At 37.4% G+C, this 24,101-nt stretch carries 43 protein-coding genes; 40 read left to right on the plus strand and 3 right to left on the minus strand.

What is annotated here, in order from left to right; all coding sequences use genetic code 11:
• Window positions 1–375: 375 nt before the first annotated feature.
• The 36 genes from rpsJ (at window position 376) to CD122_RS02400 (ending at window position 19,583) form a co-directional block, all read left to right on the plus strand.
• Window positions 376–684, plus strand: coding sequence for a 30S ribosomal protein S10 (rpsJ, locus tag CD122_RS02225; protein ID WP_001118667.1), 309 nt, complete (start codon window positions 376–378; stop codon window positions 682–684).
• Between the two features lie 28 nt (window positions 685–712).
• Complete coding sequence (gene rplC, locus CD122_RS02230) at window positions 713–1,372, plus strand: 50S ribosomal protein L3 (RefSeq protein WP_103357390.1); 660 nt, start codon at window positions 713–715, stop codon at window positions 1,370–1,372.
• A 26-nt stretch (window positions 1,373–1,398) separates the two neighbouring features.
• On the plus strand, window positions 1,399–2,019 hold the full coding sequence (gene rplD / locus CD122_RS02235; RefSeq protein ID WP_103357391.1) for a 50S ribosomal protein L4: 621 nt from the start codon (window positions 1,399–1,401) through the stop codon (window positions 2,017–2,019).
• Window positions 2,019–2,294 (plus strand): 50S ribosomal protein L23, encoded by a 276-nt coding sequence (rplW, locus tag CD122_RS02240; RefSeq protein WP_103357392.1) that lies wholly within the window; start codon window positions 2,019–2,021, stop codon window positions 2,292–2,294. Before rplD ends, rplW begins: the two co-directional genes overlap by 1 nt.
• Window positions 2,295–2,325: 31 nt before the next feature.
• Window positions 2,326–3,159 (plus strand): 50S ribosomal protein L2, encoded by an 834-nt coding sequence (gene rplB / locus CD122_RS02245; RefSeq protein WP_103357393.1) that lies wholly within the window; start codon window positions 2,326–2,328, stop codon window positions 3,157–3,159.
• A gap of 64 nt (window positions 3,160–3,223) precedes the next feature.
• Window positions 3,224–3,502 carry a 30S ribosomal protein S19 gene (gene rpsS / locus CD122_RS02250; RefSeq protein WP_044359572.1) on the plus strand — a complete coding sequence of 93 codons (279 nt, stop codon included), beginning with the start codon at window positions 3,224–3,226 and terminating at the stop codon, window positions 3,500–3,502.
• Between the two features lie 32 nt (window positions 3,503–3,534).
• On the plus strand, window positions 3,535–3,888 hold the full coding sequence (gene rplV, locus CD122_RS02255) for a 50S ribosomal protein L22 (RefSeq protein WP_016426354.1): 354 nt from the start codon (window positions 3,535–3,537) through the stop codon (window positions 3,886–3,888).
• A gap of 24 nt (window positions 3,889–3,912) precedes the next feature.
• Window positions 3,913–4,566, plus strand: coding sequence for a 30S ribosomal protein S3 (gene rpsC / locus CD122_RS02260; protein WP_044359571.1), 654 nt, complete (start codon window positions 3,913–3,915; stop codon window positions 4,564–4,566).
• 2 nt (window positions 4,567–4,568) lie between these two features.
• Window positions 4,569–5,003, plus strand: coding sequence for a 50S ribosomal protein L16 (rplP, locus tag CD122_RS02265; RefSeq protein ID WP_044359570.1), 435 nt, complete (start codon window positions 4,569–4,571; stop codon window positions 5,001–5,003).
• Complete coding sequence (gene rpmC / locus CD122_RS02270) at window positions 4,993–5,202, plus strand: 50S ribosomal protein L29 (RefSeq protein WP_103357394.1); 210 nt, start codon at window positions 4,993–4,995, stop codon at window positions 5,200–5,202. Before rplP ends, rpmC begins: the two co-directional genes overlap by 11 nt.
• 24 nt (window positions 5,203–5,226) lie before the next feature.
• Window positions 5,227–5,490 (plus strand): 30S ribosomal protein S17, encoded by a 264-nt coding sequence (rpsQ, locus tag CD122_RS02275; RefSeq protein WP_000004086.1) that lies wholly within the window; start codon window positions 5,227–5,229, stop codon window positions 5,488–5,490.
• A gap of 30 nt (window positions 5,491–5,520) precedes the next feature.
• Window positions 5,521–5,889 carry a 50S ribosomal protein L14 gene (rplN, locus tag CD122_RS02280; RefSeq protein WP_044359554.1) on the plus strand — a complete coding sequence of 123 codons (369 nt, stop codon included), beginning with the start codon at window positions 5,521–5,523 and terminating at the stop codon, window positions 5,887–5,889.
• 39 nt (window positions 5,890–5,928) lie between these two features.
• Complete coding sequence (gene rplX, locus CD122_RS02285) at window positions 5,929–6,246, plus strand: 50S ribosomal protein L24 (RefSeq protein WP_044359553.1); 318 nt, start codon at window positions 5,929–5,931, stop codon at window positions 6,244–6,246.
• A 24-nt stretch (window positions 6,247–6,270) separates the two neighbouring features.
• Entirely contained in the window at window positions 6,271–6,810 is a 540-nt protein-coding gene (rplE, locus tag CD122_RS02290) for a 50S ribosomal protein L5 (protein WP_044359552.1), read from the plus strand.
• A gap of 21 nt (window positions 6,811–6,831) precedes the next feature.
• Window positions 6,832–7,017, plus strand: coding sequence for a type Z 30S ribosomal protein S14 (locus CD122_RS02295; protein WP_009382778.1), 186 nt, complete (start codon window positions 6,832–6,834; stop codon window positions 7,015–7,017).
• A 31-nt stretch (window positions 7,018–7,048) separates the two neighbouring features.
• Window positions 7,049–7,447 (plus strand): 30S ribosomal protein S8, encoded by a 399-nt coding sequence (gene rpsH / locus CD122_RS02300; protein ID WP_103357395.1) that lies wholly within the window; start codon window positions 7,049–7,051, stop codon window positions 7,445–7,447.
• 28 nt (window positions 7,448–7,475) lie between these two features.
• A complete protein-coding gene (rplF, locus tag CD122_RS02305) occupies window positions 7,476–8,012 on the plus strand; it encodes a 50S ribosomal protein L6 (RefSeq protein WP_103357396.1) in 537 nt (178 codons plus the stop codon).
• Window positions 8,013–8,042: 30 nt separating this feature from the next.
• A complete protein-coding gene (gene rplR / locus CD122_RS02310) occupies window positions 8,043–8,402 on the plus strand; it encodes a 50S ribosomal protein L18 (protein ID WP_044359548.1) in 360 nt (119 codons plus the stop codon).
• A gap of 20 nt (window positions 8,403–8,422) precedes the next feature.
• Window positions 8,423–8,923, plus strand: a complete 501-nt coding sequence (rpsE, locus tag CD122_RS02315) for a 30S ribosomal protein S5 (RefSeq protein ID WP_044359547.1) — start codon at window positions 8,423–8,425, stop codon at window positions 8,921–8,923.
• 16 nt (window positions 8,924–8,939) lie between these two features.
• On the plus strand, window positions 8,940–9,119 hold the full coding sequence (rpmD, locus tag CD122_RS02320; protein ID WP_044359546.1) for a 50S ribosomal protein L30: 180 nt from the start codon (window positions 8,940–8,942) through the stop codon (window positions 9,117–9,119).
• Between the two features lie 16 nt (window positions 9,120–9,135).
• A complete protein-coding gene (rplO, locus tag CD122_RS02325) occupies window positions 9,136–9,576 on the plus strand; it encodes a 50S ribosomal protein L15 (RefSeq protein WP_103357397.1) in 441 nt (146 codons plus the stop codon).
• A complete protein-coding gene (secY, locus tag CD122_RS02330) occupies window positions 9,576–10,868 on the plus strand; it encodes a preprotein translocase subunit SecY (protein ID WP_103357398.1) in 1,293 nt (430 codons plus the stop codon). Before rplO ends, secY begins: the two co-directional genes overlap by 1 nt.
• A gap of 17 nt (window positions 10,869–10,885) precedes the next feature.
• Window positions 10,886–11,536, plus strand: a complete 651-nt coding sequence (locus CD122_RS02335) for an adenylate kinase (protein ID WP_103357399.1) — start codon at window positions 10,886–10,888, stop codon at window positions 11,534–11,536.
• A 165-nt stretch (window positions 11,537–11,701) separates the two neighbouring features.
• Window positions 11,702–11,920 carry a translation initiation factor IF-1 gene (gene infA, locus CD122_RS02340; protein WP_001118443.1) on the plus strand — a complete coding sequence of 73 codons (219 nt, stop codon included), beginning with the start codon at window positions 11,702–11,704 and terminating at the stop codon, window positions 11,918–11,920.
• 31 nt (window positions 11,921–11,951) lie between these two features.
• Window positions 11,952–12,065, plus strand: coding sequence for a 50S ribosomal protein L36 (gene rpmJ / locus CD122_RS02345; RefSeq protein WP_002509257.1), 114 nt, complete (start codon window positions 11,952–11,954; stop codon window positions 12,063–12,065).
• Between the two features lie 22 nt (window positions 12,066–12,087).
• Complete coding sequence (gene rpsM, locus CD122_RS02350) at window positions 12,088–12,453, plus strand: 30S ribosomal protein S13 (RefSeq protein ID WP_044359405.1); 366 nt, start codon at window positions 12,088–12,090, stop codon at window positions 12,451–12,453.
• Between the two features lie 24 nt (window positions 12,454–12,477).
• Window positions 12,478–12,867, plus strand: a complete 390-nt coding sequence (rpsK, locus tag CD122_RS02355) for a 30S ribosomal protein S11 (protein ID WP_014613235.1) — start codon at window positions 12,478–12,480, stop codon at window positions 12,865–12,867.
• Between the two features lie 77 nt (window positions 12,868–12,944).
• Window positions 12,945–13,889: a DNA-directed RNA polymerase subunit alpha gene (locus CD122_RS02360; protein WP_044359404.1), complete on the plus strand. Its 945-nt coding sequence runs from the start codon at window positions 12,945–12,947 to the stop codon at window positions 13,887–13,889.
• Window positions 13,890–13,905: 16 nt separating this feature from the next.
• Window positions 13,906–14,274, plus strand: a complete 369-nt coding sequence (gene rplQ / locus CD122_RS02365) for a 50S ribosomal protein L17 (RefSeq protein WP_044359403.1) — start codon at window positions 13,906–13,908, stop codon at window positions 14,272–14,274.
• Window positions 14,275–14,668: 394 nt separating this feature from the next.
• Window positions 14,669–15,478: an energy-coupling factor transporter ATPase gene (locus CD122_RS02370; protein ID WP_103357400.1), complete on the plus strand. Its 810-nt coding sequence runs from the start codon at window positions 14,669–14,671 to the stop codon at window positions 15,476–15,478.
• The gene (locus tag CD122_RS02375) at window positions 15,475–16,341 is read left to right on the plus strand and encodes an energy-coupling factor transporter ATPase (protein WP_103357401.1); all 867 of its coding nucleotides are present in this window, start codon (window positions 15,475–15,477) and stop codon (window positions 16,339–16,341) included. Before CD122_RS02370 ends, CD122_RS02375 begins: the two co-directional genes overlap by 4 nt.
• A complete protein-coding gene (locus tag CD122_RS02380) occupies window positions 16,331–17,134 on the plus strand; it encodes an energy-coupling factor transporter transmembrane component T family protein (protein ID WP_103357402.1) in 804 nt (267 codons plus the stop codon). Before CD122_RS02375 ends, CD122_RS02380 begins: the two co-directional genes overlap by 11 nt.
• Window positions 17,135–17,149: 15 nt before the next feature.
• Window positions 17,150–17,956, plus strand: a complete 807-nt coding sequence (truA, locus tag CD122_RS02385) for a tRNA pseudouridine(38-40) synthase TruA (RefSeq protein ID WP_103357403.1) — start codon at window positions 17,150–17,152, stop codon at window positions 17,954–17,956.
• A gap of 206 nt (window positions 17,957–18,162) precedes the next feature.
• Window positions 18,163–18,600 (plus strand): 50S ribosomal protein L13, encoded by a 438-nt coding sequence (gene rplM, locus CD122_RS02390; RefSeq protein WP_044359398.1) that lies wholly within the window; start codon window positions 18,163–18,165, stop codon window positions 18,598–18,600.
• Between the two features lie 19 nt (window positions 18,601–18,619).
• A complete protein-coding gene (rpsI, locus tag CD122_RS02395) occupies window positions 18,620–19,012 on the plus strand; it encodes a 30S ribosomal protein S9 (RefSeq protein ID WP_044359397.1) in 393 nt (130 codons plus the stop codon).
• 235 nt (window positions 19,013–19,247) lie between these two features.
• Complete coding sequence (locus CD122_RS02400; protein ID WP_103357405.1) at window positions 19,248–19,583, plus strand: hypothetical protein; 336 nt, start codon at window positions 19,248–19,250, stop codon at window positions 19,581–19,583.
• 52 nt (window positions 19,584–19,635) lie between these two features.
• Here CD122_RS02400 and CD122_RS02405 read toward each other — a convergent pair whose 3' ends face one another.
• Both CD122_RS02405 and CD122_RS02410 read right to left on the minus strand, forming a co-directional pair.
• Window positions 19,636–20,631, minus strand: a complete 996-nt coding sequence (locus CD122_RS02405) for an LLM class flavin-dependent oxidoreductase (protein WP_103357406.1) — start codon at window positions 20,629–20,631, stop codon at window positions 19,636–19,638.
• Window positions 20,632–20,699: 68 nt separating this feature from the next.
• Window positions 20,700–21,350 carry a nitroreductase gene (locus tag CD122_RS02410; protein WP_169926451.1) on the minus strand — a complete coding sequence of 217 codons (651 nt, stop codon included), beginning with the start codon at window positions 21,348–21,350 and terminating at the stop codon, window positions 20,700–20,702.
• Between the two features lie 132 nt (window positions 21,351–21,482).
• Here CD122_RS02410 and CD122_RS02415 point away from each other — a divergent pair, with 132 nt between their 5' ends.
• Window positions 21,483–21,878, plus strand: coding sequence for a winged helix-turn-helix transcriptional regulator (locus CD122_RS02415; RefSeq protein ID WP_103357408.1), 396 nt, complete (start codon window positions 21,483–21,485; stop codon window positions 21,876–21,878).
• A 60-nt stretch (window positions 21,879–21,938) separates the two neighbouring features.
• Here CD122_RS02415 and CD122_RS02420 read toward each other — a convergent pair whose 3' ends face one another.
• Window positions 21,939–22,520, minus strand: coding sequence for a TetR/AcrR family transcriptional regulator (locus CD122_RS02420; protein WP_103357409.1), 582 nt, complete (start codon window positions 22,518–22,520; stop codon window positions 21,939–21,941).
• Between the two features lie 144 nt (window positions 22,521–22,664).
• On the opposite strand from CD122_RS02420, the gene CD122_RS02425 reads away from it, so the two are divergent.
• The 3 genes from CD122_RS02425 (at window position 22,665) to CD122_RS12245 (ending at window position 24,090) form a co-directional block, all read left to right on the plus strand.
• A complete protein-coding gene (locus tag CD122_RS02425; protein WP_103357410.1) occupies window positions 22,665–23,636 on the plus strand; it encodes an NAD(P)H-dependent flavin oxidoreductase in 972 nt (323 codons plus the stop codon).
• 96 nt (window positions 23,637–23,732) lie between these two features.
• The gene (locus CD122_RS12240; RefSeq protein ID WP_240624106.1) at window positions 23,733–23,936 is read left to right on the plus strand and encodes a hypothetical protein; all 204 of its coding nucleotides are present in this window, start codon (window positions 23,733–23,735) and stop codon (window positions 23,934–23,936) included.
• On the plus strand, window positions 23,914–24,090 hold the full coding sequence (locus tag CD122_RS12245; protein ID WP_240624107.1) for an MmcQ/YjbR family DNA-binding protein: 177 nt from the start codon (window positions 23,914–23,916) through the stop codon (window positions 24,088–24,090). Before CD122_RS12240 ends, CD122_RS12245 begins: the two co-directional genes overlap by 23 nt.
• Window positions 24,091–24,101 lie beyond the last annotated feature (11 nt).

Below are 24,101 nucleotides of genomic sequence, written 5' to 3' on the forward strand. Positions count from 1 at the left end.
ATTAATGAAGTTTTTATTTTTTTAGTCATATAGATACCTCTCATCTTAGCAATTAAATACTTACGACTTTCATCTATTATAATCAATTTAATGGAAAAGAACAAAAAGAAGTAAAGAATCAAAAAAAATTTACATAAATGGTTGAACTCAACGCCTATATACAGTAAAATGACATGGTATGTGATTAGATAAATAAATTTGCAGGAAATGGTTGCCAAACCGCATTATTTCTTGTAAAATGTCTAATGTTGGACTTTTTAATGCGATGAAGCGAAAGGTTACTGACACACCCGGCCGCTTTGCCATGGCGTTGTGCCAGATAGTTTTCGTGGAGAAGTCTATCACTTTTATGAAGACGAATAAGGAGGGTAAATAATGGCAAAACAAAAAATCAGAATCAGATTAAAAGCTTATGACCACCGTGTCATCGATCAATCAGCAGAGAAGATTGTTGAAACAGCTAAACGTTCTGGAGCGGACGTATCAGGTCCAATCCCATTACCAACTGAGAAATCAGTTTACACAATCATCCGTGCGGTGCATAAGTACAAAGATTCACGTGAGCAATTCGAACAACGTACACACAAACGTTTAATCGACATTGTTAACCCTACACCAAAAACAGTTGACGCTTTAATGGGCTTAAACTTACCATCAGGTGTAGACATCGAAATCAAATTATAATTAAAAATTTTTAGGAGGTGGACTTTCGATGACCAAAGGAATCTTAGGAAGAAAAATTGGTATGACTCAAGTATTCAGTGAAAACGGAGACTTAATTCCAGTAACAGTAATCGAAGCAAAAGAGAACGTAGTATTACAAAAGAAAACTGAAGAAGTAGATGGCTACAACGCGATCCAAATCGGTTTTGAAAACAAAGAAGCATATAAAAAAGGTAGCAAAACGAATAAATATGCAACTAAACCAGCTGAAGGTCACGCTAAAAAAGCAGGCACAGCACCTAAGCGCTTCATTCGTGAATTCAGAAACGTTAATGTTGACGAATACGAAGTAGGTCAAGAAGTCTCAGTAGATACATTCGAAGTAGGCGACGTAATTGACGTAACAGGAACTTCAAAAGGTAAAGGTTTCCAAGGTGCGATCAAGCGTCACAACCAAGCACGTGGACCAATGTCACACGGTTCTCATTTTCACAGAGCACCAGGTTCAATCGGTATGGCGTCAGACGCGTCACGTGTATTTAAAGGACAAAAATTACCAGGCCGCATGGGTGGTAATACTGTAACTGTTCAAAACTTAGAAGTTGTTCAAGTAGATACGGAAAACAGCGTAATTTTAGTAAAAGGTAACGTACCTGGTCCTAAAAAAGGTTTTGTACAAATCCAATCAGCTATCAAAGCTAATAAATAATTAGTAGTGAAAGGAGGAAATGCATAATGGCAAATTATGATGTATTAAAAGTTGACGGAACTAAAGCAGGTTCAGTTGAACTTAGCGATGCGGTATTCGCAATCGAACCAAACAATGATGTATTATTTGAAGCAATTCAATTACAACGTGCTTCATTACGCCAAGGAACTCACGCGGTTAAGAACCGTTCAGCAGTTCGTGGTGGTGGACGTAAACCATGGAGACAAAAAGGTACAGGTCGTGCTCGTCAAGGTACAATCCGTGCACCACAATGGCGTGGTGGTGGTGTTGTATTCGGACCAACACCAAGAAGCTATGCATACAAAATGCCTAAAAAAATGCGTCGCTTAGCATTAAAATCAGCACTTTCATTCAAAGTACAAGAAAATGAATTCAAAATCGTTGACAGCTTCAACTTAGAAGCACCAAGAACAAAAGAATTCAAAACAACTTTAACTAACTTAGAATTACCTAAGAAAGTATTAGTTGTAACACTTGAAGATGTAAATGTTGAATTATCAGCACGCAACATCCCTGGTGTTCAAATTACAACACCTGAAGGTTTAAATGTATTAGATTTAACACATGCTGACAGTGTATTAATCACTGAAGAAGCAGCTAAAAAAGTTGAGGAGGTGCTCGGATAATGGAAGCGAGAGATATTCTAAAGCGCCCCGTAATCACTGAGAAATCATCTGAAGCAATGGCTGAAGATAAATACACTTTTGACGTTGATGTTCGTGCAAACAAAACACAAGTCAAAACAGCTGTAGAAGAAATCTTTGATGTAAAAGTTGACAAAGTCAACATCATCAACTACAAACCTAAGAAAAAACGTATGGGCCGTTACCAAGGCTATACAAACAAACGCCGTAAAGCGATTGTTACATTAAAAGAAGGTCAAATCGACTTATTCAACTAAAATTTCATTACCATTAAGGAGGTAAACGACAATGGCTCTTAAACATTATAAGCCAATTACTAATGGTCGTCGTAATATGACTACATTAGATTTCTCTGAAATTACAGAGTCAAAACCTGAAAAGTCATTATTACAACCGCTACCGAAAAAAGCGGGTCGTAACAACCAAGGTAAATTGACAGTACGCCATCACGGTGGTGGACACAAACGTCAATACCGTGTTATTGATTTCAAACGTAATAAAGACGGAATCGCTGGTAAAGTAGATTCAATTCAATACGATCCAAACAGATCAGCGAACATCGCTTTAATCGTATATGCAGATGGTGAAAAACGTTACATCATCGCACCTAAAGGCTTACAAGTAGGTCAATTCGTTGAAAGTGGTTCAGAAGCTGACATCAAAGTTGGTAACGCACTTCAATTAAAAGACATTCCTGTAGGTACAGTAATTCACAACATCGAATTAAAACCTGGCCGTGGTGGTCAAATCGCTCGTTCTGCTGGTGCAAGTGCACAAGTATTAGGTAAAGAAGGTAAATATGTACTTGTAAGACTTCGTTCTGGTGAAGTACGTATGATTCTTTCAACTTGCCGTGCAACAGTTGGACAAGTTGGTAACCTCCAACACGAACTTGTTAACATCGGTAAAGCTGGTAAATCAAGATGGTTAGGTAAGAGACCAACAGTTCGTGGTTCTGTAATGAACCCTAACGATCACCCACACGGTGGTGGTGAAGGTCGCGCGCCAATCGGCCGTCCATCTCCAATGTCACCTTGGGGTAAACCAACGCTTGGTAAGAAAACACGTCGTGGTAAGAAACGTTCAGATAAACTTATCGTACGTGGACGTAAGAAAAAATAAAAATAGCTTATTTGGGTGTGCGGCGTAATCGCTGCACGCACATAATAAGAAAGGAGGCGCCATTATGGCTCGTAGTATTAAAAAGGGACCTTTCGTCGATGAGCATTTAATGAAAAAAGTTGAAGCTCAAGGCGATAGCCAAAAGAAACAAGTAATCAAAACTTGGTCACGTCGTTCAACAATTTTCCCAAACTTTATCGGACACACATTCGCTGTCTACGATGGACGTAAACATGTACCTGTATATGTAACTGAAGATATGGTTGGTCACAAATTAGGTGAATTTGCTCCAACACGTACTTTCAAAGGACATGCTGCAGACGATAAGAAAACAAGAAGATAAACCATTTCTAGTAAGTAGAGGAGGAAATACGAATGGAAGCAAAAGCGGTTGCTAGAACTATCAGAATCGCACCTCGTAAAGTACGATTAGTATTAGACCTAATCAGAGGTAAAGACGTAAGAGAAGCAGTAGCTATTTTGAAATTAACAAATAAAGCTTCTTCTCCAGTAGTAGAAAAATTATTAATGTCCGCTTTAGCTAACGCTGAACACAACTACGGCATGAACACAGATGAATTAGTTGTTAAAGAAGCTTATGCTAACGAAGGACCGACTTTAAAACGTTTCCGTCCACGTGCTCAAGGACGCGCAAGTGCTATTAACAAAAGAACAAGCCATATCACTATCGTAGTAAGTGATGGTAAAGAAGAAGCTCAAGAAGCTTAATCAAATCATTAAGGAGGGAACATTGTGGGTCAAAAAATTAATCCAATCGGACTTCGTGTTGGTGTAATTCGTGACTGGGAAGCTAAATGGTATGCTGAAAAAGACTTCGCATCACTTTTACACGAAGACTTAAAAATTCGTAAATTTATTGATAAAGCATTGAAAGACGCATCAGTATCTCACGTTGAGATCGAGCGTGCTGCTAACCGCATCAACATTGCAATTCACACTGGTAAACCAGGTATGGTAATCGGTAAAGGCGGTTCAGAAATTGAAAAACTTCGTAACAAATTAAACCAATTGACTGATAAAAAAGTTCACATCAACGTAGTTGAAATCAAGAAAGTTGATCTTGATGCACGCTTAGTTGCTGAGAATATTGCACGTCAATTAGAAAACCGTGCATCATTCCGTCGTGTTCAAAAACAAGCAATTGGCAGAGCAATGAAACTTGGTGCTAAAGGTATCAAAACACAAGTATCAGGTCGTTTAGGTGGCGCTGACATCGCGCGTGCTGAACAATATTCAGAAGGAACTGTACCACTTCATACATTACGTGCTGACATTGATTATGCACATGCAGAAGCAGACACTACTTACGGTAAGTTAGGTGTTAAAGTATGGATCTATCGTGGTGAAGTTCTTCCTACTAAGAAAAATAGTGAAGGAGGAAAATAATTATGTTACTACCAAAGCGTGTAAAATATCGTCGTCAACATCGTCCTGACACTAAAGGTCGTTCAAAAGGCGGTAACTTTGTAACATTCGGTGAGTTTGGTCTTCAAGCAACTACAACTTCTTGGATCACATCTCGTCAAATCGAATCAGCTCGTATTGCTATGACACGTTACATGAAACGTGGCGGGAAAGTTTGGATTAAAATCTTCCCTCACACGCCATACACACAAAAACCTTTAGAAGTACGTATGGGTGCTGGTAAAGGTGCGGTTGAAGGCTGGATCGCAGTAGTTAAACCAGGTAGAGTATTATTTGAAGTAGCAGGCGTATCTGAAGAAGTTGCGCGTGAAGCACTACGTTTAGCAAGTCACAAACTTCCAGTTAAAACGAAGTTTGTAAAACGTGAAGAATTGGGTGGTGAATCAAATGAAAGCTAAGGAAATTAGAGACTTAACCACTTCAGAAATCGAAGAGCAAATCAAAGCTTCAAAAGAAGAGCTTTTTAACCTACGCTTTCAATTAGCTACAGGTCAATTAGAAGAGACTGCACGCATCAAAACAGTAAGAAAAACGATCGCGCGTCTAAAAACTGTTGCACGTGAAAGAGAATTAGAACAAGGTAAAGCAAACCAATAATAGTTGAAAGAGGAGGTTACTAAAGTGAGCGAAAGAAATGATCGTAAAGTTTACGTTGGTAAAGTTGTTTCAGATAAAATGGACAAAACAATCACTGTTTTAGTTGAAACTTACAAAACACACAAACTATATGGTAAACGTGTTAAATACTCAAAAAAATACAAAACGCATGATGAAAACAATTCAGCTAAATTAGGAGATATTGTTAAAATCCAAGAAACGCGTCCTTTATCAGCGACAAAACGTTTCCGTTTAGTAGAAATTGTCGAAGAATCAGTAATCATTTAATGACTATTTAAAGATAAGGGAGGTATAATCATGATCCAACAAGAAACACGCTTGAAAGTAGCAGACAACTCTGGTGCTCGTGAAGTTCTTACAATCAAAGTATTAGGTGGATCTGGCCGTAAAACAGCTAACATCGGTGATGTCATCGTAGCAACTGTTAAAAATGCTACACCTGGTGGCGTTGTTAAGAAGGGTGATGTTGTTAAAGCTGTTGTAGTACGTACTAAATCAGGTGTACGTCGTAAAGACGGTTCATACATCAAATTCGATGAAAATGCATGTGTTGTAATCCGTGATGACAAAGGCCCACGTGGTACTCGTATCTTTGGACCTGTTGCACGTGAATTACGTGATGGAAACTTTATGAAAATCGTTTCCCTTGCACCAGAAGTACTTTAATTAGTAATCATTTATAAACAAATTCAAGGAGGTGCCCACATGCATATTAAAAAAGGTGACAATGTTATCGTTATTGCAGGAAAAGACAAAGGTAAAACAGGTAAAGTTGTAGCAACTCAACCTAAAAAAGACCGTGTAGTTGTTGAAGGTGTTAACATGATCAAAAAACACCAAAAACCAACACAATTCAATCCTGAAGGTGGAATCTTAGAAACAGAAGCTGCTATTCATGTTTCTAACGTACAAGTATTAGACCCTAAAACAAACGAACCTACTCGTGTAGGCTACAAATTTGTTGACGGTAAAAAAGTTCGTATCGCAAAAAAATCTGGCGAAGAAATTAAGTCTAATAAATAATAACAGGTGAAAGGAGGATCCACTTTGAATCGTTTGAAAGAAAAATTTAACTCAGAAGTTACAGAGAACTTAGTTAAAAAATTCAATTACAGTTCAGTAATGCAAGTACCTAAAATTGACAAAATCGTTGTGAACATGGGTGTCGGTGACGCTGTTCAAAACTCAAAAGTATTGGACACAGCTGTTGAAGAATTAACAGCAATCACTGGTCAAAAACCATTAATCACAAAAGCTAAAAAATCAGTTGCGACATTCCGTTTACGTGAAGGTATGCCAATTGGTGCGAAAGTAACATTACGTGGTGAAAGAATGTATGAATTCTTAGATAAATTAATTTCTGTATCACTTCCACGTGTACGTGACTTCCGTGGTGTATCTAAAAATGCATTCGACGGTCGCGGTAACTACACATTAGGTGTTAAAGAACAATTAATTTTCCCTGAGATTGACTATGATAAAGTATCAAAAGTACGTGGAATGGATATCGTTATCGTAACGACTGCTAACACTGACGAGGAAGCTCGTGAATTGTTAACACAATTCGGTATGCCATTTCAAAAATAATCTCTGAAGGAGGCTAAATAAGTGGCTAAAAAATCAATGGTTGCTAAGCAACAACGTAAACAAAAGTTCCAAGTCCGTGAATATACACGCTGTGAACGCTGTGGTCGTCCACACTCAGTATATCGTAAATTTAAACTTTGCCGTATTTGTTTCCGTGAATTAGCTTACAAAGGTCAAATTCCTGGCGTTCGTAAAGCTAGCTGGTAAAAATTTAACTCTTGAAAGGAGGCAACAAACTATGACATTGTCAGATCCAATTGCAGATATGCTAACTCGTGTAAGAAATGCAAACATGGTACGCCATGAAAAATTGGAGTTACCTGCATCAAACATTAAAAAAGAAATTGCTGAAATCCTTAAAAGTGAAGGTTTCATCAAAAATGTAGAATATATCGAAGATGATAAACAAGGTGTTATCCGTATCTTCTTAAAATATGGTTCAAACAACGAGCGTGTTATTACAGGCTTAAAACGTATTTCTAAACCAGGTTTACGTGTTTATGCTAAAGCAAGCGAAATGCCTAAAGTATTAAATGGTCTTGGTATTGCATTAGTATCTACTTCTGAAGGTGTAATCACTGATAGAGAAGCTAGAAAACGTAACGTTGGTGGCGAAGTATTAGCATACATTTGGTAATATTAAATAAATAAGGAGGTGCCATAACATGAGCCGTGTTGGTAAAAAAATTATTGAGATCCCTAGCGATGTAACTGTAACTATCGAAGGTAGTACAGTTTCTGTTAAAGGACCAAAAGGTGAATTATCACGAACTTTAAACCCAGAAATGACTTATAAACAAGAAGAAAACACACTTGAAGTTGTAAGACCATCAGATTCTAAAGAACACAGAACTGTTCATGGTACAACTCGTGCGTTAATCAATAATATGGTACAAGGTGTATCTAAAGGATACGAAAAAACTTTAGAACTTATCGGTGTAGGTTACCGTGCGCAAGTTCAAGGTTCTAAACTTGTATTAAACGTTGGTTATTCACATCCAGTTGAAATGGAAGCTGCTGAAGGTATTACTTTCTCAGTAGAAAAAAATACGACTGTCAAAGTCGAAGGTATCGACAAAGAATTAGTAGGTGCTACAGCATCAAAAATTCGTGACGTTCGTCCACCAGAACCTTACAAAGGTAAAGGTATTCGTTACCAAGGTGAATATGTTCGCCGTAAAGAAGGTAAAACTGGTAAATAATAAATAAACTCTATAGAAAGGAGTATTGACATGATCAGCAAAATTGATAAAAACAAAGTACGTTTAAAAAGACATGCACGTGTTCGTACGAAATTGTCAGGTACTAGCGAAAGACCACGTCTTAACGTATATCGTTCAAACAAACACATCTATGCACAAATCATCGATGACACTAAAGGCGTAACATTAGCGCAAGCGTCAACTAAAGATAGCGGCGTAGATACATCAGCTACAAAAGTTGAAATGGCAACTAAAGTTGGTGAAGCAATCGCTAAAAAAGCGAATGAAAAAGGCATCGAAGCAGTTGTATTTGATCGTGGAGGATACTTATTCCACGGACGTGTGAAAGCATTAGCAGATGCAGCTCGCGAAAATGGACTTCAATTTTAATTTAAAGGAGGGACAACTCAATGGCTCGTAGAGAAGAAGAAGTTAAAGAATTTGAAGAACGCGTTGTTACGATTAACCGTGTTGCGAAAGTTGTTAAAGGTGGACGTCGTTTCCGTTTCACAGCATTAGTAGTAGTAGGTGACAAAAATGGTCGCGTTGGTTTCGGTACTGGTAAAGCACAAGAGGTACCTGAAGCAATCAAAAAAGCAGTTGAAGCTGCGAAAAAAGAACTTATCACTGTTCATCGTGTTGACGGAACAACTCCTCACACAATTACTGGACGTTTCGGTTCAGGAAGTGTTTTAATGAAACCAGCTGCACCTGGTACAGGTGTTATCGCAGGTGGACCAGTTCGTGCCGTACTTGAGCTTGCAGGTATCACTGATATCTTAAGTAAGTCATTAGGTTCTAACACACCTATTAACATGGTACGTGCTACTATCGACGGTTTACAAAACTTAAAAAATGCTGAAGAAGTTGCCCGTTTACGTGGTAAATCAGTAGAAGAATTATACAATTAAGGAGGGAAACAGATAAATGGCTAAAATTCAAATCACCCTCACTCGAAGCGTTATTGGTCGTCCTGAGACACAACGTAAAACTGTTGAAGCATTAGGTCTTAAAAAAATGCACTCATCAGTAGTTGTAGAAGACAATGATGCAATTCGTGGACAAATCAACAAAGTAAGTCACTTAGTAACAGTAGAAGAAAAATAATTAAGGAGGTGCCGAAATGAAATTACATGAATTAAAACCATCAGAAGGTTCACGTAAAGTACGTAACCGTGTCGGCCGTGGTGCGGGTACTGGTAACGGTAAAACAAGTGGTCGCGGTCAAAAAGGTCAAAAAGCACGTTCAGGTGGTAGTGTAAGACCAGGTTTCGAAGGTGGTCAATTACCATTATTCCGTCGTATTCCAAAACGTGGTTTCACAAACATCAACCGCAAAGAATACGCAATTGTTAATTTAGATCAACTTAACAAATTTGAAGATGGTACTGAGGTAACACCTGAATTATTAATCGAAACAGGCGTAGTTAAAAGCGAAAAGTCTGGCATTAAAGTTTTAGGCAATGGTTCATTAGAAAAGAAATTGACTGTTAAAGCACACAAATTCTCAGCTGCAGCCAAAGAAGCAATTGAAGCGAAAGGCGGAGCACACGAGGTGATCTAATGTTTCATACGCTTGTAAACTTCTTTAAAACGAAAGAAGTAAGAAACAAGATACTTTTTACTCTTGCAATGTTAGTAATTTTCAAAATAGGTACGTATATTCCAGCACCTGGTGTTGATCCAGCAGCTTTTGATAATCAACGAGGTTCTCAAGGCGTCACTGACTTGTTAAACACGTTTGGTGGCGGTGCCTTGAAGAACTTTTCCATCTTTGCAATGGGAATTATGCCTTACATCACAGCATCCATTGTTATGCAATTGCTTCAAATGGATATAGTACCTAAGTTTACTGAATGGGCAAAACAAGGTGAAACTGGACGTAAAAAGTTAAGTACTTTTACGCGTTATTTCACGATTGTACTTGCATTCATTCAATCAATAGGTATGTCTTTTCAGTTCAATACTTATTTAGATGGTGCATTAATTAAGAACCAAAACGTTTGGTCATATCTATTAATTGCAATTGTTTTAACAACAGGAACTGCATTCTTAATGTGGTTAGGTGAACAAATTACGCAATATGGTGTTGGTAATGGTATTTCTATCATTATCTTTGCGGGTATCTTATCATCGTTACCATCAGCTTTAATCCAATTTTACCAACAAGAGTTTATTGGACAAGATGATGTAACATTGGCTTGGTTGAAAGTCGCAGGACTCGTAATCGGTATGATACTTCTTACAGTAGGTGCCGTATACGTCTTACAGGCGATTCGTAAAATACCAATTCAATACGCAAAGAAACAATCCAAAATGCAACTTGGTTCACAAGCAACGTATTTACCTTTGAAAGTAAACTCAGCAGGTGTTATCCCTGTCATTTTTGCAATGGCATTCTTCTTATTACCAAGAACGCTAACATTGTTCTTCCCTAAAGCTGATTGGGCGAAGACAGTTGGAAACTACGCAGATCCTTCACATAATATTGGAATGATTGTGTATGTTATCTTGATTATCGCATTTACTTATTTTTATGCGTTTGTTCAAGTTAATCCAGAGAAGATGGCAGATAACCTGAAGAAACAAGGTAGTTATGTTCCGGGTATTCGACCGGGCGTTAATACTAAAAAATATATTACGAAAGTCCTTTATCGCTTAACTTTTGTAGGTTCAATTTTCTTAGCAGTCATTGCAATCTTGCCAATCATTGCTACTAAATTTATGAACTTACCGCAATCTATTCAAGTGGGTGGTACGAGCTTGCTAATCGTAATCGGTGTTGCAATCGAAACGATGAAGAGCTTGGAAGCACAAGTGAATGAGCGTGAGTATAAAGGCTTTGGTAGACGTTAATTTTTAGGAGGGCATATATGAACATTATCTTAATGGGATTACCTGGTGCTGGTAAAGGAACGCAAGCGAGTGAGATAGTTAAGAAATACCCAATCCCTCACATTTCAACAGGGGACATGTTCAGAAAGGCAATTAAAGACCAAACTGAACTTGGGAAAGAAGCTAAATCTTACATGGATCGCGGCGAACTTGTACCGGATGAAGTTACTGTAGGAATTGTAAAAGAACGCATCTCAGAAGATGACGCAAAAAAAGGATTCTTATTAGACGGATTTCCTCGAACAATTGAACAAGCTGAAGCGCTTAATTCAATTTTAGAAGAGCTAGGTAGAGAAATCGACGCTGTAGTTAACATCGAAGTTCCAGAAGAGGAATTGATGAACCGTCTTACAGGACGTCGCATTTGTGAAACTTGTGGGACAACATATCATCTTGTTTTCAATCCTCCAAAGGTTGAAGGTGTTTGTGATCTTGATGGCGGTAAGCTTTACCAACGTGAAGATGACAATCCAGAAACAGTTGCAAATCGTTTGAACGTTAACATCAAACAATCTAAACCAATTTTAGACTTTTACGGTCAAGAAGGCGTTTTGAAAAATATTGATGGTTCAAAAGAAATCGACGCTGTTTCAGAGGATGTAATTCAAATTTTAGAATCACTTAAATAGAACGACTTGGATGCAATTCGCTTTTAATAAGTCGTTAGTATTGAAATTACTTGAAACAAAGTTGTGACATTAATTAATGATAATGATGATTTTGAAGTGAAATCCAGGCACTATAATCGAGTTGATATTCTATAATCCTTACAACTGAAAAGGAGGAGTTAATCAATGGCGAAACAAGACGTAATCGAACTTGAAGGTACAGTACTTGATACTTTACCAAATGCAATGTTTAAAGTAGAATTAGAAAATGGCCATGAAATTTTAGCACACGTTAGTGGTAAAATTCGCATGAACTATATTCGTATTCTACCTGGCGATAAAGTAACAGTTGAAATGTCTCCGTATGATTTAACACGCGGCAGAATCACATATCGTTATAAATAATTGTCACTCCATCATTGAAGGAGGTATAAAAATGAAAGTCAGACCATCTGTGAAACCTATTTGCGAAAAATGTAAAGTCATTAAACGTAAAGGTAAAGTTATGGTAATTTGTGAAAACCCTAAACACAAACAAAAACAAGGTTAATTAAAAGAGAGGTGTAAATATAATGGCACGTATTGCAGGAATTGATATCCCACGTGATAAGCGCGTAGTAATTTCATTAACTTATATCTACGGTATCGGTAAAGCAACAGCACAAAAAATTCTTTCAGAAGCGAACGTTTCAGAAGATACACGTGTTAAAGATTTAACTGATGATGAGTTAGGTCGTATTCGTGAAGTTGTTGATGGTTATAAAGTTGAAGGTGACTTACGTCGTGAAACTAACTTAAACATCAAACGCTTAATGGAAATCTCATCATACCGTGGTATTCGTCACCGTCGTGGCTTACCAGTAAATGGTCAAAAAACAAAAAACAATGCGCGTACGCGTAAAGGCCCAGTTAAAACTGTTGCTAACAAGAAAAAATAATAGGTAAAGGAGGCAAATAGTACTATGGCACGTAAACAAGTATCACGTAAACGTAGAGTGAAAAAGAATATTGAAAACGGTGTTGCACACATCCGTTCTACATTCAACAATACAATTGTAACTATTACAGATGAATTCGGTAATGCTTTATCATGGTCATCTGCAGGTGCGCTTGGTTTTAAAGGTTCTAAAAAATCTACACCATTCGCAGCACAAATGGCTTCAGAAACAGCTTCAAAAGCTGCTATGGAACATGGTTTAAAATCAGTTGAAGTAACTGTAAAAGGTCCTGGACCAGGTCGTGAATCAGCGATCCGTGCGTTACAATCAGCAGGTTTAGAAGTAACAGCGATCAAAGACGTTACTCCAGTACCACATAATGGTTGCCGTCCGCCAAAACGTCGTCGCGTATAATTTTAAATTTTTTCTTTGTCACATGTTAATAAAATTTATAGTTTATGCAAATCGACGTATTTAAGGAGGATATGTAAATGATTGAAATTGAGAAACCTAGAATTGAAACAATTGAAGTTAGTGATGATGCTAAGTTCGGTAAGTTCGTTGTTGAGCCACTAGAACGTGGTTACGGTACTACACTAGGAAACTCCTTACGTCGTATCCTACTATCATCATTACCAGGTGCGGCTGTGAAATATATTGAAATCGAGGGTGTTTTACACGAATTCTCTGCGATTGACAATGTTGTAGAAGATGTTTCTACTATCGTCATGAATATCAAAAAGCTTGCGCTTAAGATTTATTCAGAAGAAGATAAAACACTAGAAATCGATGTCAAAGAAGAAGGCGAAGTCACTGCAAAAGATATCACACATGACAGTGATGTTGAGATCTTAAATCCAGACCTTAAAATTGCAACAGTATCTAAAGGTGGTCATTTTAAACTACGTTTAGTAGCAAATACAGGCCGTGGTTATGCTTTAGCTGATCAAAACAATTCAAGTGATATGCCAATCGGTGTTATTCCTGTTGATTCATTATACTCACCAGTTGAGCGTGTGAACTACACAGTTGAAAATACACGTGTTGGTCAAAGTTCAGACTATGATAAGTTAACTTTAGATGTGTGGACTGATGGTTCAATCACACCACAAGAATCTGTTTCTTTAGCTGCAAAGATTATGACTGAGCATTTAAACATTTTCGTTGGTTTAACTGACGAAGCACAAAATGCTGAAATCATGATTGAAAAAGAAGAAGATCAAAAAGAGAAAGTATTAGAAATGTCTATTGAAGAATTAGACTTATCTGTACGTTCTTACAACTGTTTAAAACGTGCTGGTATTAACTCAGTACAAGAACTCGCTGACAAATCAGAGGCTGATATGATGAAAGTTCGTAACTTAGGTCGAAAGTCTCTTGAAGAAGTAAAACACAAATTAGAAGACTTAGGTTTAGGCCTAAGAAAAGAAGATTGATAAAGGAGGTTAACTCATGGGTTACAGAAAATTAGGTCGTACGTCAGATCAACGTAAAGCTATGTTACGCGATTTAGCAACTTCATTAATCGTAAGCGAACGTATCGAAACTACTGAAGCGCGTGCGAAAGAACTTCGCAGTGTTGTTGAAAAATTAATTACTTTAGGTAAAAAAGGTGATTTAGCATCTCGTCGTAATGCTGCTAAAACATTACGTAACGTTGAAATCTTAAACGAAGATGAAACGACACAAACAGCATTACAAAAGTTGTTTGGTGAAATCGCTGAGCGTTACCAAGACCGTCAAGGTGGTTACACTCGTATCGTTAAAGTTGCACCTCGTAAAGGTGACGGCGCTTTAACAGTAATTATTGAATTAGTATAATTAATACACACTACTACATTTAAAGCAAATGAGTGCAACGATAATGTCTGCCACATACAGATATTGTCTAGCTCAGGAGCATCCCATCCAATTAAATATTGATGATAAAGCGTGATCTCAATAGGATGGGGTGCGCGCTTTTTTATGCAAATACTTAGCATCATTTCAAAAGACCTGCCATTGTGTGGGTCTTATTTGTTTTGGGCCGAATTGAAAGCATTGTACACCTTACATGTTTTTAGGTAAAATGAAATGGTATTCTCATAAACCATAAATATAAAAAACAGTTTAGACTATAGGGAAGTAATCAAATGTAATTGTATCCCTATTACTAGTTTTTATAATCTGTATCCTAAAAGAGAGATGTATTTAAACAATTAGGGGAGTCAAGTGTATGTCTAAGGAACCATTATTACAATTTCAAAATGTATCATTTCGATATGATGAAGATGCAGCGTATGTATTGAATGATATTTCTTTTACGGTAAATCAAGGTGAATGGGTGTCTATCGTTGGTCATAACGGTTCTGGAAAATCTACATTGGCTAAACTTATTGCGGGGATTGAACCAACGTTTGATGGTGAGATTTTGATTGAACAACAAACGATAAAAGACACGCCATACACTGCGTTTCATCATCATATTGGTATTGTTTTTCAAAATCCTGACAATCAATTTGTAGGCTCAACAGTAAAGTATGACGTGGCGTTTGGCCTAGAGAATAAACGTGTGGCTTATGAAGAAATGCATGATATTGTGCCACGCGTGCTTAAAGATGTGGATATGCATGATAAGCAAAACCATGAACCTACTGCACTATCGGGTGGTCAGAAACAGCGTGTGGCGATTGCTGGGGTTTTAGCACTGCAGCCCAAATTGATTATTCTAGATGAAGCGACGTCCATGTTAGATCCTGAAGGGAAAAAGGAAATACTGTCAATGATTCAAAAACTCAATCAAGTTCACGGTGTCACTGTCTTATCTATTACGCATGACTTGTCTGAAGTTGTATCATCAGATCGCGTGATTGTCCTGAATCAAGGCGCTATCGCGTTATCTGGTACAGTGAATGATATTTTTACCCATTCTGAAGCTTTGACGGCGTATGGCTTGGATATGCCCTTTGAGATGCGTATGGCGAAATTGTTAGGTCTGAAAAAGGGCTTTTTAACATATGAAGAGTTATTGGAGTGTTTGTCATGATTACTTTTGAAGATGTATCGTTTACGTATCAGCAGCATACACCATATGAATATCAAGCGCTTAATCTTGTGACAACACAGTTTGAACAGGGACGTTACTATGCGATTATTGGTAAAACGGGTTCAGGTAAGTCTACGCTTATTCAACATTTCAATGGCTTATTGAAACCAAGTCGTGGCAAGTTGCAAGTGTTAGATGTACCGATAACGCGTAAAACGAAAGACAAAACGCTTCAAAAAGTGAGAAAACGTATCGGCATGGTGTTCCAATTTCCGGAGTCGCAGTTATTTGAACAAACAGTCGAGCATGAAATTTTATTTGGCCCAAAAAACTATGGCTTAGACTTGGACAAAGCGCGTGAACAAGCGATGCAATTATTGGATCAACTCGGTTTTGATGCGGAAAAAATCATGAAACAATCCCCCTTTATGTTATCAGGTGGTCAAATGCGTAAAGTCGCGCTTGTCGCAATACTCGCAATGGATCCAGATGTTTTAGTATTAGATGAGCCAACTGCTGGATTAGATCCAAAGAGTAAGCGACAAGTTATGCATTTGTTTAAAGACATTCAAATGAAACAAGGGAAGACGATTATCCTTGTGACCCATGACATGAACGATGTAGCAGCATATGCGGATGAAGTTAAAGTGATGGCTAAAGGGCGCGTGATTAGTAGTCAAACGCCCGAAACACTTTTCTGTGATACTGAATATGTGCAGTCATTACATTTGGACTTACCGGATATTGTGCAACTTCAAAGAGATGTCGAATCTCGCTTGAATATACGTTTCGAGCGACTTGCGATGACAGAAGTTGAATTTGTAAAGATGTTTGAAGTATGGAGGCAAGAACATGAAAGATAAGTTAATAATCGGACGCTATTTGCCTCTTGATTCCATCATTCATCGTTTAGATCCACGCAGTAAATTTCTGTTTGTTTTTCTATTTATCGTCGTAATATTTTTCAGTCATGATTGGTTGGCGTACCTGTGGCTAGGAATTGTACTTTATGCTTTATTAAAGCTGAGTCGAATTCCATTGTGGTTTTTGTTAAAAGGCTTGTTACCGCTGTTTTTCTTTTTAAGTTTAACTTTTATGATGCATATGTTTTTGACTAAAGGCGGGACACGGCTCGTTGAATGGGGCATTTTCTCAATCGATACTTATGGCTTGCAGGAAGGGACATTGATTGTATTGCGCTTATCATATATTATGATTATCTCAACAATCTTAACGTTAACAACCAGTCCATTAGACCTCACAGATGCCTTTGATCGTCTGTTCAAGCCATTAAGGTATCTTAAAGTTCCTGTATCCGCATTAAGCATGATGATGGCGATTGCATTGCGTTTTATTCCGACCTTAATGGAAGAATTGGACAAAATTATGAATGCACAAAAATCACGTGGTGCTGCGTTATCAAGCGGTTCAGTTATGACACGTATTAAAGCTTTTATCCCATTGTTTATCCCGTTGTTTATTTCAGCATTCCAACGTGCCGAAGAGTTGGCGATTGCGATGGAAGTCCGAGGTTATGATGCGAATGCTCAGCGCACGAGTTATCGCCGGTTAGAGTGGTTGTTACGTGATACTGTCGCGTTATTATGTATTATCCCAATTGCGGTGGTCGCATTAACAATACGTTATATTATATAGAGAGGATTTACAGTTATGCCACGAGTTTTAGTGAAAATCAGTTATCATGGAGGACAATTTTTAGGTTTTCAAATTCAAAATCAAGGACGTACGGTGCAAGGATATTTTGAGAAAATACTAAAGCGTATGCACAAACAACCGGTACGCATTCATCCTTCAAGCCGAACGGATCGAGGTGTACATGCGAAAGCACAATATTTCCATTTTGATACGGATCTGAATATTGCACCAGAAAAATGGCAGTATGCGATGAATAGAAGCCTTCCTGATGACATCTACGTGCATGAGGTACAGTTTGTTGACGAAGACTTTCATTGCCGCTACGACTGTGTAGGGAAGACGTACCGCTATTCTGTCTATCAGGCGGCGCATCGGAATCCTTTCTTAGCACAATTAAAGACGTTTGAATCAGCACAGCTAGACATTGCAGCGATGAATAACGCTGCACAGCATTTTATTGGGACGCATGACTTTACATCATTTTGTTCTCAGAAGACAGAAGTTGAGAGTAAAGAGCGTACCATTTATGAAAGTCATGTCATACAGACGTCTGAAGGATTAGATTTTGTGATTACAGGTTCTGGCTTTCTGTATAATATGGTGCGTGTTATTATGGCGTATTTGTTAGAAGTAGGTAAAGGCAAGCGCTCGGCTGAGGACGTACCAAAGTTACTTGTAGCGAAAGATCGCAACCTTGTACCGCATACAGCACCGGCTGAAGGACTTTATTTAGAAAAGGTTTACTTGAGTCCACAAGCATTACAAGAAGATTTTGGTGAAGACATTAAAATTCACTATAAAAAATCAACGCAAAATTCTTAAAAGCAATTGACATTTGGGCTTATAAATTATATCATAGTTAACGGTATTGTTTTATATCCACCCCACGATAAGCCCCGGAAACTTATTGTGTTACAAGATATAGAAGCAGGAAGATCAACAGTTAACGGAATAAATAATCGTTTAGGTTGTTTAATACAGCTGATTGAAATTAAAAAGAAACATCTATTCATTAGGAGGACTCAATTATGCGTCAAACATTTATGGCTAACGAATCAAATATTGAACGCAAATGGTACGTTGTTGATGCTGAAGGACAAACTTTAGGTCGTTTATCATCAGAAGTAGCATCTATCTTACGCGGTAAAAATAAAGTAACTTACACACCACACGTTGATACTGGTGATTACGTAATCATCATCAACGCTTCAAAAATCCAGTTCACTGGTAAAAAAGAAACTGACAAAATTTACTACCGTCACTCAAATCACCCAGGTGGTTTAAAATCAATCACTGCTGGTGAATTAAGAGCGACTAACCCAGAACGTTTATTAGAGAAATCTATCAAAGGTATGTTACCAAGTTCACGTTTAGGTGAAAAACAAGGTAAAAAATTATTTGTCTATGGTGGCGCTGAACATCCACACGCTGCACAACAACCAGAAAACTACGAGTTACGTGGTTAATTAGAAGGAGGAAATTACATTGGCACAAGTTGAATATAAAGGCACAGGCCGTCGTAAACACTCAGTAGCACGTGTACGTTTAGTACCAGGTGAAGGTAATATCACAGTTAACGGTAAAGACGTACGTGAATACTTACCATTCGAATCATTAATCTTAGACTTAAACCAACCATTTGATGTAACTGAAACTAAAGGTAACTATGATGTTTTAGTTAACGTTCACGGTGGTGGCTTCACTGGTCAAGCACAAGCTATCCGTCACGGTATCGCACGTGCATTATTAGAAGCTGATCCTGAGTACAGAGGTTCATTAAAACGCGCTGGTCTCTTAACACGTGACCCACGTATGAAAGAACGTAAAAAACCAGGTCTTAAAGCTGCACGTCGTTCACCACAATTCTCAAAACGTTAATATATCGTTTATACAGCACTTTCCAATGTTATGTTGGAAGGTGCTTTTTTAGTTTTCTTAGGAATTTAATTTACCGGACGATAGGAGCTGAAGCTAAGAGTCGCAAGGGATAAAGTTACCGGACGATAAGTTTAGAGGTTGATAGTAATTCAAAAGGAATGATATTCATATAAATCTAGTTGAATAAAATGTTTTTCCTTGTTATTCTTATTGAAATAAATATAGGAGATAACTTATGGTTTCGTTTATCATTGCATTAAAAAGATTATTAAAAGCATTATGGGAGGTTGTGAATCTACCTATCGCAAAAGGTTTATTAACGACATTACTGATTATTATCTTTGGTGGTACGATATTTCTACATACTGAAGGTGGATTACCATTAATAGATGCGTTATTCACAAGTATTGTTGTATTGATCCCAACTTCATTAAGTGTCGAATATATGCCAGATTCGGTTTTTGAAAAGTTGTTTATGTTGGTGTATTTACTGACAGGATCAGGGGTCATGATTTCTGTACTTGTCGTAGTGACATCCACGTTTGTTAAAAAGAATTATAAGAGAAATTAAAGGATATTAATAACAAAAAACGCCCATTTCAAGGAAGTGGGCGTTTTTGTTATTAAATTGAGTCTACTGCATCTTTAACGATTTTGAACGAATTAATTTGGTTTTTAATACCATATGCGGTTGTAGTAATGATTAATTCATCAGCTTCATATATTTCTTGGAGATCGATAATTTGTTGTTGAACCGCTTTTTTGTCACCTTTGATTACTATGCCCATCTGTGATTGGATTTGCTTCACTCTATCTTCACCTAAAAATTCATAATAGTCTTCTTTAGGTTGTGGAACTGGGTGTACATGTCCTGTCAAAAACGCAACGATATTTTGTAATTGGGATGTGTATAAATAATCTGCCTGACTGTTAGTGTCTGCAGCAATCGCATTCACAGCAATCATTACATAGGGTTCGGTTAAATACTGTGAAGGTTTAAAGTTAGTTCTATACAATTGAATGGCGTCTTTTAACTGAGCTGGTGCAAAATGGGCAGCAAAGGCATAGGGTAAGCCTAATTCAGCAGCCAAAACAGCAGAGTTAATGGAAGAACCTAATACGTATATCGGTACTTCAGTTCCAGCACCTGGGATTGCTTTTACTTTTCCTTGTTGTGATTCAGGACCAAAGTATTGTAATAACGCTTTGATGTCATCATGAAATGTGTCTGCATGTTGATGTGTATGTCGTCTCAATGCATAAGATGTCATTTGATCTGTACCAGGAGCACGACCTAATCCTAAGTCAACACGGTCGGGATAGAACGTTGCAAGTGTACCAAATTGTTCGGCAACTACAAGGGGTGAATGGTTAGGCATCATAATACCACCTGAACCTACACGAAGTTGTTTCGTATGTTCAAGGACATCTTTAATAAGCACTACTGTAGCTGAACTTGCGATAGAAGCCATGTTATGATGCTCTGAAATCCAATAGCGATGGTAGCCTAATTTATCTATGGCAGCTGCTCGTTGACGGAAGTTTTTAAACACCATATCCAAATTTTCATTTTCATAAACATTAACGATATCTAAAACAGAAAGAATTGGTTTTTTCATTTTAAATTGCCTCCATATATTATGCGGTCTTTGTTATCACTTTATAATCATAAAAAGAACGCACGTTGCTAATTTTCTTTGATTGTCATCATACTTTCAATAGGAACACGTCCAGTTGTACGATGTATACTGTTTATAGGATGATCGTCTGGATACCCTAATCCGATCCCTAGTAATATTTTTTCATCTTCAGGAATATCAAATACAGCACGAATTTCATGTGGATAGCGAATAAACTCATAGGCTGGAATACTACCGATGTTATGTTCATAAGCGGACAGTGTAATACCATATCCAAATGCACCTATATCGTAATATGAATATGCGGTAGCCTTTGCTGGAGCGGTGATATAGATAATGACAGGTGCGTTAAAGTTATTACTATTCATATCAAAAAGGGCTGTCTTGTTTTTGTTATCAAGAGAAGCTATTGTATGGAACCAGCCTTGTCTATTCACCGCGGTAGTCGTATTCCAATCATTATCTTGTGGCGGTGGAATTTCACACCATGATTGTGTATGCAAGGTATTATCGTAATGTGTTTTGCATAATTTTTTGGCGAGGTTGCCTGTCGCAATGTATACTTTCCACGGTTGTGTATTACACCAAGAGGGTGCTAAATGTGCATCAGCAATAATGGATTGAATCGTTTCGTTATCAATCGGTTTATCAAGAAAAGAACGAACGGAATGGCGTTGACGTAATATACTTTCTGACATAGTCATTCTCCTTTTAATTATATATACTTATTTGCTATAATTTTCACAATGCTATTCTAAGTCAGTTTGAGTATATAGGTAAAGAAGGCACTAATTTGTGCCTACTAAAAAGTGTGATAATTGGAGAGTTGTATGATAAAAAATAAAGATTCAAGAGTGTATGAGCTAGGCATTAATTATTTGTTGAATATTATTAAAGGTAAATGGAAACCTAATATTATGTGCGCACTGAATCACCATGAATATCGCTATAATGAATTGTTAGAAGATTTGAATGCTGCATTTGAAAATAAGGTGACAAAGAAGGTGCTGACCTCACATCTTAAAGAATTAGAACAAGATGGTATGTTACGACGAATTGAAATCAAATCAACAGCGCCAAAAATTGTGAAATATGAGTTGACAGAAAAAGGGCAAAAAGTTGCTGATATTCTACAGTGTTTTTCTAAAATTGGAGAAGAACTTGCTGAGGATAAAGAGGAAATTGAAATTATTTACACGGTAGAACAGATTGACGAACTACGATGAAATGTTGAGTATACACAAAAGCACCCATTTCTCAATGAAGTGAGTGCTTTTTACATTGTATTATAAAATTTTAGTAAAGGTTGTCATTGCGTTAATGTGTATTTGTTGCAGTGATTTTCGTGCCTCATCATCTGTAATGTCATCGTTCTTAAGCCATTCAAATACAAATCCAGTGATACTGCCAGCTAAGTATGCAGCATAGAGCTTTTTCGAAGTTGTATCATCACGTTTTGAAATACTTGATGTGGTATTGTAAACAACCTTTTCTATACAATCATAAAGTTGTTTAAAAAAGATACCATTGTCACTTTTAATAAATACCGTTAATGTTTTCTTATTGTCTTGAATACTGTTGATGATGGCGTCGCAATAGGCAATATAGTGTTTGGTATTGATTTGTTTCGCATGTTCAACATAAGGTTCAAAAGCTTTAGACACACTTGCTAATAGTTCGTTAATTAATGTGTGGTATAAATCTTCTTTTGATGTGTAATGCAGGTAAAACGTATTACGACTACAAAGTGCCTGTTCGCAAATGTTTTTAATCGTAATCTCCTTGCATGATAGCGTTTCTGATAACTTTAAATAACTATTACGTATATTGGCTTCTGTTTTTTGATAACGTAAATCATTTTTATTCATCACTAACACCTTTTTCTGAGATATAGGACATTGTACCATATAAATGTTAGATAACTAACTTTTAAGTATAAGACATCCATTGATTCCACTTTTTAGCCAACATACAATGAGCGTATAAAATGACGTGAGAAAAAGGTGAAAAATATGAAAAATCGTATTACTGAAGTGTTAGGAATTGAAAAACCTATCGTTCAAGGTCCAATGTTTTGGTTAACAGATGGCAAGTTTGTAGGTGCAATCAGTAAAGCGGGTGGATTAGGTGTTTTAGGCTTCAATGCCGGACAAACTGAAACAGCAGAGACACTTGAAAAATCTGTTGAAAATATGCGACGTGAAATTGAAATTGCAAGATCCATTACGAGCAATCCCATTGGTATGAATGTAAGCCCATCTCCAGAAGTCGAGGACGTTTCAAAAGCGATGTTTGATTTAATGGTTGAAACAGGCGTTGAAGTAGCTGTAATGGTGGGTAGTTTTAATAAAGAATGGACGCAACGTTATCATGACCACGGAATTAAAGTTGTATTCCGTCCGCATACACCATCCGTAGAAAATGTGGAAGAAGCGGTTCAAGGCGGCGCTGATGTCATTGTAGCAACGGGCTTTGATGAAGGTGGTACGGTGCCTGACCGTGTTATTGGGACATTTTCGATTATTCCACTTATTGTAGATGCGGTGAATGGGCGTGTGCCAGTGCTTGGTGCGGGTGGTATTGCGGATGAACGTACCGCAAAAGCGGCGATGGTACTTGGTGCAGATGGTATCTATGTAGGCAGTGCATTTTTAATGGCTGAAGAATCAGTAATGGCACAAAATATTAAAGAACAAGTAATCGGTTTGGATGCGACGGATATGCTCATGTACAACGACTATAGTTCGTATTATCGTTCAATACCAGGTGAGCTACCTAATGAATTACAAGAAATGAGTGACAATGGTGCAACAAAACAAGAAATTTTTGAAAAACATAGCGGATACACAGGAATGCGAAATGGTATGGTGTTCGGCGATTTAACAAAAGGTTACGCATCATTTGGTCTGGGTATCTCATTTATGAATCAAATTGAGCCGGTATCAGCGATTGTAGATCGTTTGATGCGTGGTATAGAGTCATAACTTAATAATTAGATAAAGCACACTTTCCAGTTCATATAATTGGAAGGTGTTTTTTTGCGGTTTATAATAAAGAAAAAGACTTGGAGATGGCATGTAATGGTTACAAGAGAAGCGGTGCTAACACATATCAAAGATCAATATGGAGTGAATCCTGATTATCCTTGGAAAAAGTTTCCTAATTATGCAGCTTTAAGGCATACAGAAAGTCATAAATGGTTTGCGTTAATTATGAATATTAATGCTGATAAATTGGGATTAGAATCTAAAGAACAGGTGGATGTCATCAATTTTAAAAGCTGAAAAAGAATTGATTGGTTCGCTAAGACAAAAGCGAGCTATCTACCCTGCCTATCATATGAATAAGTCGAATTGGGTAACGGTTCATTTGCAAGAGATTGAGTCGATGGAGATGCTATGTGAATTAATTGAAGATAGTTATAATCTGACGAAGTAATCGATTTGGCT

The sequence above is a fragment of the Staphylococcus rostri genome, assembly GCF_002902145.1.
Classification (GTDB): Bacteria; Bacillota; Bacilli; order Staphylococcales; family Staphylococcaceae; genus Staphylococcus; species Staphylococcus rostri.